The 11,343-nt window shown below is 29.6% G+C and carries 12 protein-coding genes; 1 reads left to right on the top strand and 11 read right to left on the bottom strand.

Annotated features, from left to right (window positions below; all coding sequences use genetic code 11):
- The coding region (locus EG240_RS15315; RefSeq protein ID WP_148096358.1) for a hypothetical protein at positions 1-406 on the bottom strand (406 nt) is incomplete at its 3' end.
- Positions 407-928: 522 nt separating this feature from the next.
- Here EG240_RS15315 and EG240_RS15320 point away from each other — a divergent pair.
- Entirely contained in the window at positions 929-1,324 is a 396-nt protein-coding gene (locus EG240_RS15320) for a helix-turn-helix domain-containing protein (RefSeq protein WP_125020221.1), read from the top strand.
- A 304-nt stretch (positions 1,325-1,628) separates the two neighbouring features.
- Here EG240_RS15320 and EG240_RS15325 read toward each other — a convergent pair whose 3' ends face one another.
- The 10 genes from EG240_RS15325 to EG240_RS15370 all read right to left on the bottom strand — a co-directional run bounded on the left by EG240_RS15325 (position 1,629) and on the right by EG240_RS15370 (position 11,123).
- On the bottom strand, positions 1,629-2,327 hold the full coding sequence (locus tag EG240_RS15325; protein ID WP_203229329.1) for an RloB family protein: 699 nt from the start codon (positions 2,325-2,327) through the stop codon (positions 1,629-1,631).
- Positions 2,317-3,642 (bottom strand): AAA family ATPase, encoded by a 1,326-nt coding sequence (locus EG240_RS15330; protein WP_125020223.1) that lies wholly within the window; start codon positions 3,640-3,642, stop codon positions 2,317-2,319. Before EG240_RS15330 ends, EG240_RS15325 begins: the two co-directional genes overlap by 11 nt.
- Before the next feature lie 233 nt (positions 3,643-3,875).
- Entirely contained in the window at positions 3,876-5,246 is a 1,371-nt protein-coding gene (locus EG240_RS15335) for a relaxase/mobilization nuclease domain-containing protein (protein WP_125020224.1), read from the bottom strand.
- Positions 5,243-5,551: a plasmid mobilization protein gene (locus tag EG240_RS15340; protein ID WP_125020225.1), complete on the bottom strand. Its 309-nt coding sequence runs from the start codon at positions 5,549-5,551 to the stop codon at positions 5,243-5,245. The genes EG240_RS15335 and EG240_RS15340 overlap by 4 nt, the downstream gene beginning before the upstream one ends.
- Before the next feature lie 251 nt (positions 5,552-5,802).
- Positions 5,803-6,723, bottom strand: coding sequence for a toprim domain-containing protein (locus EG240_RS15345; RefSeq protein ID WP_125020226.1), 921 nt, complete (start codon positions 6,721-6,723; stop codon positions 5,803-5,805).
- Between the two features lie 223 nt (positions 6,724-6,946).
- Positions 6,947-8,110 (bottom strand): VapE domain-containing protein, encoded by a 1,164-nt coding sequence (locus EG240_RS15350; RefSeq protein ID WP_125020227.1) that lies wholly within the window; start codon positions 8,108-8,110, stop codon positions 6,947-6,949.
- Positions 8,111-8,117: 7 nt separating this feature from the next.
- Positions 8,118-8,459, bottom strand: coding sequence for a helix-turn-helix domain-containing protein (locus EG240_RS15355; protein ID WP_125020228.1), 342 nt, complete (start codon positions 8,457-8,459; stop codon positions 8,118-8,120).
- 107 nt (positions 8,460-8,566) lie between these two features.
- Positions 8,567-9,316, bottom strand: a complete 750-nt coding sequence (locus tag EG240_RS15360; protein WP_125020229.1) for a DUF2214 family protein — start codon at positions 9,314-9,316, stop codon at positions 8,567-8,569.
- A complete protein-coding gene (locus tag EG240_RS15365) occupies positions 9,313-10,572 on the bottom strand; it encodes a site-specific integrase (protein WP_125020230.1) in 1,260 nt (419 codons plus the stop codon). Before EG240_RS15365 ends, EG240_RS15360 begins: the two co-directional genes overlap by 4 nt.
- Positions 10,569-11,123: a helix-turn-helix domain-containing protein gene (locus EG240_RS15370; RefSeq protein ID WP_125020231.1), complete on the bottom strand. Its 555-nt coding sequence runs from the start codon at positions 11,121-11,123 to the stop codon at positions 10,569-10,571. Before EG240_RS15370 ends, EG240_RS15365 begins: the two co-directional genes overlap by 4 nt.
- Positions 11,124-11,343: the final 220 nt, after the last annotated feature.

Consider the following 11,343-nt stretch of genomic DNA (forward strand, 5'->3'; position numbering starts at 1 on the left):
GATAATTAATTATTGCCTTTTGTTTATCGATTGAATAAAAATTTTGGAATAAACTGTTCCATCTTTTTAAATGATTGCTATAAATAACAAAACAAGGCTGTAAATGCAATTGCAAATAACTAAAATGGAAATGTGAATCGTTTGATGAAACTTTATGATAATTAATGGTTATTAAAGTATCGTACTTTTCCAAAGCATTTAAGACATCTACTTGAGGTTGTAACACACAAACAATTGCAGCATAATTTTGTTTATCTACTACTAAGGTGAGTATTTTTAGTTTGCTGTTAACCACAGGTATATAAAACACCAACATAAGTTCATTACTACAAACCGCATTGTATATAAAATTTTGAACAGGTAAAGTCAAGTCTTCAGGCAGGTTTAATGAATTTAAATTTTTCATAATCAACGATTTAAAAAATGAATACATCAAAATTGATTGATTATAACTGGGTATCGAACCATAAAATAAGGTAACGTACCATGATTAGGTGGTAAAAAACATTTTAGGGAACGATTTAGGGAATGGGGAAATGGAAATCTTCTATCTTTTCTTTTGGATTATCACTGAAAGAAAAAACTATAAGTCATAACGACTCATTCATCTTTATCTTTTTGAATACCTCAAAAAGAAACAAAAAAGGTTTTCGACGCAGTCTAAATACGGTCTAAATCGTTTCAAAAGCTAAATTAAAAGAACTCCCTAAGGTCAAACAGCTTTTAATTTTGCGCTTTTTTCAACTTTTAGACACTCGAATTTATACTGTATGTCGGGTTTTAGATTATACTGAATATACTATTAACACTTGCAATGAACTTTTTTATTTTTTTATTACAACGATTTTGGGAATTTGGGAATGGGGAATAAAAAACTTGAATGATTTAAGAAAAAAACTTATATTTGAGTTTATAAAAACTTAGGCTTATGGAAACGATACAAAAGAAGCATTTAGGACGTAACATCAGTCGTATACGAGAAATGAAGGGAATGAAACAAGAAACTTTAGCTGAACTGTTAGGTATTAGCCAACAAAAAATGTCGGTACTTGAAAACACAGCTGATTTGGAAGATGCGAAACTAGATATTATTGCTAAAGCCCTTGAAGTGCCTACCCAAGCCATAAAAGAATATTCAGATGAAAAGATGTTGAATATAATTAACAGTACAATTACTGATAGTCCAATATATAATAACTTTTGTACCTTCAACCCTTTAGACAAGTTGGTTGAGGCATATGATGAGAATAAGAAATTATACGAGCGTTTGTTAGCTGCTGAAAAAGAGAAATTAGCTTACGTAGAGCAACTATTAAAAAAATAGATTTTTGTTTCAAAATCACACTAAATTATAAAAGTGAAAAAATCGGCTATTTATTAAATTAATAGTCGATTTTTCTATTTTTATACATTCTTGTAGAAAATGCAGTTCATGCACTATCTATGCTTTAACTATGGAGTATCTATGGAGCATCTATATAGATTGACCCGTCCTAAAATAACTATACCTATTTTTAATTAAATCCTGTTATAGTTATACATTATTAGATCTTAATCCTAAACTTACTAAACAAGAGAGTTTTGATAATTAAACTCTCTTGTTTAGTATTCTGATAGAATGATTTTCGTCATAAGTACTTTAATAATTCAGAAACTAATTTAAAAACTGTAGTAGTTGATTCCTCAATTGAGGGATTAACATGATTAAAAGAATTATAATTCCGTTTTGCTCGTTCAATAGCAAGTAATTTTCTTTCTTTTCCAGTTTTTTGATCTACACCATCTAATAATTGGAAAAAATCTTCGGTTATTATTTTAGTTTTTAAACCGTCATATTTTAGTTTGTATGGTTTTATTAACTGATTAAGTTTATCATTATAAAGGTTTCTATTCATTCCGCCACCTTGATGATCATTAAAATGTAGTATTAACCAGTATTCAAAAGCTTGGTTCGAATAAGCAACACCAAAACCATAACTTTCTGCAAGAATAATAGCATTATCAAAATCGGTATTACTAAAATCATCTTTATCAAAAACACACCAAACTTGTTCATAATTACCATCATCTGCAATTTGTTTTGCCCTATTTACAAGAGAAATAGTATTATAACCTTCTCCCACTGGTTTAATTGTAGCTGAAGACAACCTAAATTGTGTAAAATAAGATGGTTCTGTATTTTTACCTTCACAAACGATTAATATGGTTGGTTTTTCAGATAGAACAGGTTCTGGTCTTTCAAAGCTTATCCCTTTTCTTCTATTAGCTTTTAACAGCTCTTTATGCCTTATCTTGTCTGCATTTTGTTCGGCTCTTTTATCTTTCATTCTCATACTCTGGCAAGATATTATTAAGATTATCAAAAAAACCTAAAAAAGGAACTGCACCGTACTTTCCTTTAATATAATTTTCTTCAAATGATTCTGACTTTCTTACTTCATCTGATTTAAAATCAGCTAAAGAATATAGCTTAGCCTCTCCAAACTTATTTTTATCAGTGAACCAAATTTGATCACGTCTAAAAAGACCAGAACTTAATAAATTAGTATCGTGAGTGTTGAAAATTAATTGTGCATTTTTTTTATTTAATTCTTTAGAATTAAATATTGAAACAATTTTGCAGACTAAATTAGGGTGAAGCTTTGAGTCTAATTCGTCAACAATTAGAGTATACCCATTTTCAATAACATCCAAAATAGGTCCTGTTAGTGCAAAAAACTTTCTTGTACCTGATGATTCATCATCATCTAATGAAAAGTTAATAATATCAATTTCCTTTTTATTCGCGTCAAATTTTTTGTGCAATGTTAGAATATCTGAAAGGAATTCTCTTTTTTCATCTTTTACCTCTTTAATTATTCTTTCCTTTAATTCTTTTGGCATGTCTTTAGGAAGGTCTTCTATATCAATTTTTTCAAGTTTAATATCTTGAATTCCTAAATCTGCAGCTTTTAATAAATTCAAAATATTTGCTTTTTGATTTGGATCATCAGCTCTACTTAACGTAAACCCTCTATAACCGGATTCATTAAGACCTGAGATAGTCTTTAGTTTTTTAAACCAATCAATCACTTCATTTGAAATTAGATCATTAAATTGTGCTGCAACAGATAATAATAAAGCATTATCTCTAACCAACCCTTCTTTAATTACTGCTTTACCTTTTGTGAAATTTCTAGTATGTGTTTCAAAGTTGTCACCATCTCTATAAAAAAGTTCAATCTCTTTAGTTTTGGGTTTGTAATAAAGCCATTCAGAAATAACGTTAGTTTTATCAACTTCAAATCCATATCGAAACATTACATTGTTATGTGTGAAAACAACTTCAAATTCAGATGGTGAGTTTTCAGTTTCACTACTTAATTTGAAAGGTTCCACATCAATTTCATCACCTTTCTGACTATCTTTTGAACTCGATATAACAAAATATTTCATAAAACCCAAAGCTTCAAAAAACTTACTTTTTCCACTTGCATTTGCACCATAAACAACAGCACTTTTAAGTAGTCTTAAGTTAACATTCTTATCGTTATAAATGTTATCCGACTCACGAGTATCCTTATCATAGTTTGATGCAACAAGACTTAAAGATGCTTTTTCTTTGAATGTTTTAAAATTTTTTACTGTAAAATATAGAAGCATAATAAACGTCTTTTTTGAAATTATTAAGCGAATATACACTTTATTTTACAAGAAATTATAAATTGATAGTTAAATTTAATTTAATAGAATTCATGTGAACACCTTGTTGATTTTATAAATTTATAAAAACATTACGTCAAATTATTTTTTATGTGACATCTACCTGTAAAATCACGCCTAAAACTTATATAAAAATACAATTTGAATTTAATATTCTTTCAAAATAATAAATATTAAAGCCTTCTTGTTACTTTTTGTTTATTTTCTATTAGCGTATTTGAATTATCAACTGTAAAAGTCTTTATAATCTTATTTTCAGTTGCACTTAAAACACTAAGTTTATCTTTATGTTCTTGAATAGTTTTAATGAATACCTTTCCATAATCTGGAATACTTGAACGGTTTATTTTTATTTTCAACTTAGGTTTAATAGCGGCTTGTTGTTCTTTTAATAGCTTCTTGTTGTCAGCTAGAATTTTTTCTCTTCCAAAAAGTAGCGGAACTTTTTCAAGTTCTTGATCCATTAAATCATTGTATTGATGTGTTTTGAATTCAAAATCTTTAATTGTACCCAACACATAGGTTTCTGCACTTTTTCTAAACTGTATTAATGGCTTATTTGAAATACGGTAGCCTTTGTAAAACAAATTTTCATCTTCTAATTTAATCTCATTTTTTTGGAAATGCAGCTTAAAATCAGGAGAAGGTTTACCGTTTTCATAATCGTTTACAATTGCTTTTAAAGCATTTTGAATATTCTTGTAAAAGGCATTTAATGAAGTAATATGTTTTTTTAGCTCTAAAATCTGGTTATCCTTTATGGATTTTACAATATCTTTTGCCTTGATGCCAATCTGACTTCCTTTGTATGCTTGTTGATTGTATCGAAATGAAACCCCACTTAATCCGTTTATATTGAAAGTAGTTTTACATTCAATTCCTTTTTTTGAAAGTTCGGGTTCTAACTGTTCAACATTTTTTAAATAGGATAAAACATGTACCAATTCATCATAAACAAACTGTTTGGTGTCTGAAATATTAGGTGCTTTGTCTAAAAAAACTTTATTTTTAGGCATTTCTTTTTTAGTAAACCGATATCCTTTTTCAGATTCCGAATCGTAAATAATGGTTCTTCCAGGTGTGTAACGAAGTTTAAGTTCCTTTTCAACTTTATCGCAAGCTACTTGCAATCGGTTTTTGATGTAACCGGTATCTAAATTTTTAGATTCAAGATCCACTTTATTAATGATCCAGTGATAATGTTCAACGTCCGTATCATTATGCTTTACCAAGAGGTATTGATTCTTTTCTCGATCGAACTTAATTTCTTGTAACGCAAGATGCATTGCTTTTAAGCTTTTATCTATTCCTAAATTTTCATCTTTATGAAAACTAAAAGCAATATGGAGAACTGGTCTTGAGCTTTTAGGATTGGAATCAGCAATAAAACGCATTTGCTTTGCCATTTCAGTCGATGTTCCCCAAACGTTATTTTGTTCGATTAAAATTGGCTTTTGCTGCAACGGCAAATCTTTTTCATGTTCTTTTAGAACATAAGAAATTGCACCTTTAAATCCTGTTCCTGTATTTGAAAATGCAATCATGGATCGAATATTTTATTTATTTTTTGTAAGAGCTCCATAATAACAGGAAGCTCTTTTTTTTGATGTGCATATCTGGTTAATTGATTTAGATTGTTTGCCAATCCAATCAATGTTTTTCTGTTTAAAACAAATTCTGAAATTTCATTACTTGACTTTGCCCACGCATGTCCTTTTAATAAAAATTGACGGGCTAAGTCGGAAATACTTAAACCATACTTTTCTGCATTTTTTTGAATCTGTTTCTTTTCTAAAGCAGTGACTCTAATCACAATCATTTGATCTCTTGTAATCTCTTTTTTATTCATTTCTAAAGTTTTAAAAAATTAGCGAAGCGTGAAGATTTTTCGCTCCGCAGGACAAGGGTCGGAAATAGGATATGCAATTAGTGAAACGATTTGTATATACATTTCAGCCCCTTGCTCTTACGAAACGTGTTTATAAGCTTATAGTCTTTAATTGATAATTTCTTGAATAGAAATTCAATTTGGTCTTCTCTTAGCAGGTGGTAAAACACTGAAAATTTTAATATTTCGTAATATTCATAAATAGCAATAGTTTATCTTCTACGTTTAAAACCACGTATTTTTTGAGGTGGTTTTTCTGGTTCTTTTCGAAAATGGAGTTCATTCCTTTTCTTTATTTTCTCCATTAAATATTCATTTAAATCCTTATGATTTTTATATAGATTAGAATAATCTTTGGCATTAGGAAAAGATTTTAAAATTGTGTTTTTACAATTTAGTCCAGCTCGATCGTTATCTAAAAACAAGTTGATTTCTGAATAGTTTTTTAAATGAGTTTTAGTTTTATCTAAAAGCGCAATTGAATTCATAACTAGCAAATCTCCTTTATAGATCTTCTGCATTTCTATAAATGATAGTGCGTCTATAAAACCTTCAAATACCACAACTTTTTTGTTATCATCTATTGGATTAAAATTAATTATAGAAATATCTTTTTTCTGAAGGGAACCTTTGTAAAAAGTATTTCTTAATTCCCAACCTTTAGAAATATTTTCAAAACCGATAGCATACAGATTTTTATCATTAATCGTAAAATGTATTTCTTTTATAAAAGGATATACTGTAGAAGACAACCCTCTTTCAAATAAATAATTTTTGAGATTTTCGTTTTGAAGTTCAATTACTTTTTTGATCTGATAATTTGGTATTGCATTTCTTAACTGGTTATTAACCTGCGGTTGAAAAGAAGAAAAATTTTGTTTCTGTACCCATTCCAAAACTTCCTTTAATGAAGTGTTTGAATATTTCAACATAAAATCGGTATTATTTCCGCCAATACCCTCAGAAAAAAGATACCAGAGATTTAATTTTTTATCAAGTTTGAAAGAGGCTTGTGTTTCTGTTCCGAAAGGATTAAGAAACCAAGCTTCTTTCTCATTTTGTTTAGTTGGAAGGTGTCCGAGTTTTTGAAGGACTTCTTCCAACGGAATTGTATTAAATTGCTTACAGTTCATTTGATTATTGTTTAATTGTTGGTATCTTTTTTTTATTTGTAATTACCTAATTACCTTTTTACTGATTTTCAATATTTAAAAAGCAAATAGTAGGAATTACCTATACTTACCTACTTACCCTAATTTTACTATTTTAGGTAAATAGGTAACTATTGAACTATTTTAGTTACCTTAATAATCCATTGATTAATAAACATTAAAGGATTATAGGTAACTAGGTAAATTACTTTTCTGTAATTTTTCTTTTGATGAGATATCCATACACCTGAAGTTTGGGATGTTTTATCCTTTGATATTTTAAACTGGTGAGTGCCTTACCAATTTTTATATTATTCAACCGTAATCCTAACTCATTATTTATGGTAAGCATAATATCGGTTGGAGTTAGAAACTCTTCGATATTTTCAGATTTTTCGAAATGAGCCGAAATAAGTTCTTGTTCCATAGAAACTTGAGCATATTTCTCATTTCGTTTTTCATTCTCGGAGATATCTTTAGCAGTTAATTCGGGATTATAATTTTTTCTAACAAACGCATTGTAATATGCTTGTGCCCAAATTTTATCAATATCTATTTCTTTAGAATATTTAAAGTCGAAAGAATATACTTCAAAAATTAACCAGCGAATACTTCCTGTTTCATCTGTAAGAAAATCGGTGCGGTTGGTGGAACCAACAAATGAGCAAATTCTTTCCAAAAATTCCGCTTTACGTGCATAAGGCAATCTAATATTTGCGCTGCTTTTTGAAATGAACGATTTTAATGTATTTACATCAGATTTTGATAAAACCGCCAACTCATCGAGATTACAAATCAAATTCTTACAAATAGAAATGATACCATCTTTATCTATCGAAATATTTTCGGTGTAATAATTCTCTAATTTTGGTGGAATTAAAAACCGAAGAAATGAAGATTTACCAGAGTTTTGATGAGACGCCAATACCAAAGATTGTTTATTGACGTACCCTTTGGTTAAGGAACACAAAACCGCTCTTGTTAACCATTTTTCAAAATGATAATGAAATGCTTCATCGTCATTTGTTCGAAGATATGAGCTAAGCTGAAGGATATAATCAGTACCGTCCCATTTATCTAAATTTTCAAAATACTCACAAATAGGATTATACTGATTGATTAAATGGCTTCTTACCAAAATTTCCAACTTATTCATATTGATTTCAATTCCAGATTGAGCCAATTCTATAAGCAATGAATTGATGTTTAAAACAGTCCAATTCTTATTATTCTCTTTCAACTGAATTTCTAATTCTAAAGCGATCGTATTTAATCGAATGTTATATTTCTGATTAAGATAATTTATCGCTATGTCGTAAATGGTTTTAGATGGTGTATCGGGCTTATATAAGTTTTCATCTTCTTTCATATCCCAATTATTTTTTTCGGTTATGATTATATTTAAATGACTCTAGTTCAATTTCTTGTACGGTTTTCTTTCTCCCTTTAGATATCCAATCTAGAAGTTCATCTTCAAAAAAATACAGTTTTTTCCCATTCTTGTAACAAGGAATTTTTCTTTGCCTAACAAGCGTGTAAATCGTTGGCTTTGCTTTTCCAATTATCTGGCTTGCTTCTTCTATACCGATTGGAACTCGTTTCTCTTTAGATTGAGGTCGTTGCGTATTCTGAACAATAGATTTAATTTCAGCAATTTCATTAGCTAGGTGTGCTACTGCTTTAGGTAGGTTTTCAAAAGAGATTTCATTTTCATCCATAACTATCATTTTTAATTGTTATGGTGCAAATAAAAAAAGTGTTTTCGCTGTGTACGACGCCACAACAAAAACACTTAAAAAACACTGTTTTTTCTAATCCTTATTAATTAGAAACACGAAAGATCATCATTGATCTTAATAATACCTTTTTGATCATCGTCTTTGAGATGCGTTTTGATACTATTAACTTCAACATCTTTCAATGATTCTGAAAAAGTTATTTTTAAAAATTCTGCAACTTTATCTTGTTTACTTACTTTAAAATAATTCCAGATATTCCAACCAAAATGGTACAAATCAAGCGTTGATAAATCTTTAACTATAATGGGCTTTAAGTTTTCAAAATCTAGCTGTTCAACATATATTGTTACGTTGTTACACAGTTGCATCAAATCTTCATCTGAAGTATATAAAGCAAATTGCTCATGTACGTAGCGAGTAACGGTTTCAATTTTATTCTGCTTTTGATTTATGATAAGATTTTGCTGTTGTTTTCTAATATTTTTAATATTAATATCTGGAATATTCTCTTTTACAAATTCGGGTTCAACAACTACATCGCGCTTTTCATCTGTTAATTTTAGATTACCCTCTTCTGAAATTTGATCTGTAGCTGATTCAGTTGCTTTATTTTTAAACAAGAATTTTAATAAACGAACAACTAATTCATTCAGAAATAAACTTAAAATTGCAAATAACAAAATTCCAAAACCGATAGAAATCCAAAAGAACACGTTAGCAGTGTACGCATCAGCACCTTTTTCTATTAAAATCAATCTTCCAGCTATACCAATCAAAACACAAACCAAAAAAACCGACAGGTACATCACAATATATTCAAAGTATTTTATTTTCATTGCGGTTTGATTTTTAGTGATTCTAATTGGATTGCTTCTGATGCTTTGTTTTTCTTCTCATCTACCACTTTTGCGTATATTTGAGTCGTCTTAACGTTGGTATGTCCCAACATTTTACTAACGGTATAAATATCTGTTCCGTTTGACAATTGTAGAGTTGCAAAAGTATGTCGGAAGCAATGAAACGTTATATTTTTCTTAATATTTGCAGCTTCAATCCATTTTTTAAGAGGTCGTGATATCCAAGAAGGATCTGTTAAATCTTCAAAAATGAGTTGTTCAGGAAGTCGTGGCTCTCCACAAAGTTGAAAAGCCTGCTGAGAAATAGGCATATACTCTACACTCCCTGTTTTTTTCTGTGTAAAATGTAATTTAACAGAACCATCTTCTATACTGATTTCTTTCCAACGGAGTTTCTGAATATCAGAATGTCTTAGACCTGTAAGTGCTGAGAAAAGTGCCGCTCTTTTTAACACTTCTTTTTCGCAATGGGTTTCTGCTAATATATTCAACTCTTCCATGGTCAAATATTCTCGTCTTGAATCTTGCTCAGGAATACCTTTGACTTTTGAAGCAATATCAACAGTTAAATATCCATCAATATAAGCTTGTTTCAATGCAGCTTTAAAAATAGAGAAATAAGTCGAGGCTGTATTTTGAGAAATGGTACCCTTTCTGTTTCCAGCGTACGGAGCCGATAATAAAAAGCGTTTAAAATCTTCAGCCATTCTATTATCTATTTGAGAAAACATTAAAGTATTTCCAACGTAGCTTTTTAAAAATTCTTTCGTTCTCTCCCAATTGATTTGAATAGATTTTGAACTACTCGAGTGTCTTTTCGATGCTGCTTTACTTATGTAAGTGATAAAGTTTTCTTGTCCTCTTTCTTTTTGCTCGACCAATAAATTATCGTTTTCACTATACAGATCAATATTATCATATTCTTTTTGACGAAGTTTTCGAATTCCATCAGCATACAACATGATTTCGCGGTCACTCTCACTTTTACAAACTATAATTCCGTTATCATTGCGTTTAGGTTTATAGTTTTTTGTACCGTTTGAGTCAGTACGAGTAATTTTATTTTTATCCCATTCAACGGTAGTCACTACCCGATTCAAATATTCACGGATTCTTTGAGGAGTTTTTTTACCAGGAACGTGGACTGGATAACTCTCTATGTAAACATACCATTCTTTACGATCTTCTGCTTTTCGAAGGCGTACAGTTACTTTCGTGTTCGATAATTGTTTCATATAAAATTATTTCCGTTATACAAATTCTCAATTTCTATTTTTGGTGCATATACAAATTTTCCAATTTGTCTTGTTGGGATTGAATACTGCCTGATATGCTTGTAAACAGTACTTTCAGAGAGTTGAAATTTTTTTGCTATTTCACCAATAGAATAACAATCTTCTTTTTCAAGACTATACAATTTTTTCTTTGGTTTTTGTTCAACCTCGTTTTGAAACTGGCTAGTAGGAAACATATCTTCCATAATCTTACGATCAATTCTTACAAGTCGAGTTCCCAAATTAATAGCTGGAATTTTCCCTTGACGAATGAGACGATAAATAGTTGTTTTAGCAATACCAAAAAGCACTGTTGCTTCTGAAACAGAAATAAATAACCGATTCTCTGGTATACTATCTACTGATTCTTTAAACTTTTCCTCTTTTTTAAGTTTAGCTATCTTCAATTTATACCCTTTTTTACTGCATTTTTCAGAGCAATAAACAGAAGCTATTCTTTTAGGTGCAAATTGTTCGTTACAAACGACACATTGTTTATTTATTAGTTTCATCCCCCTTTTTTATCAATTAAGGTATCATAAGTATACATAAGAGCCTTTTCATCTCCTTTTATGTTCCGGTACAAATATGGTACAAATATATGATAAAAAACGATTAAAATAACACAAATTTAAAATGAGACAAAAAAGAAAAACCGCTGTAAATATTTCATTTACAGCGGTTTATTACCTAATATTAAGTGATGTTAATCACCAATTATTTTACTTCTTC

This window comes from Paenimyroides tangerinum (assembly GCF_003865405.1).
Lineage (GTDB): Bacteria > Bacteroidota > Bacteroidia > Flavobacteriales > Flavobacteriaceae > Flavobacterium > Flavobacterium tangerinum.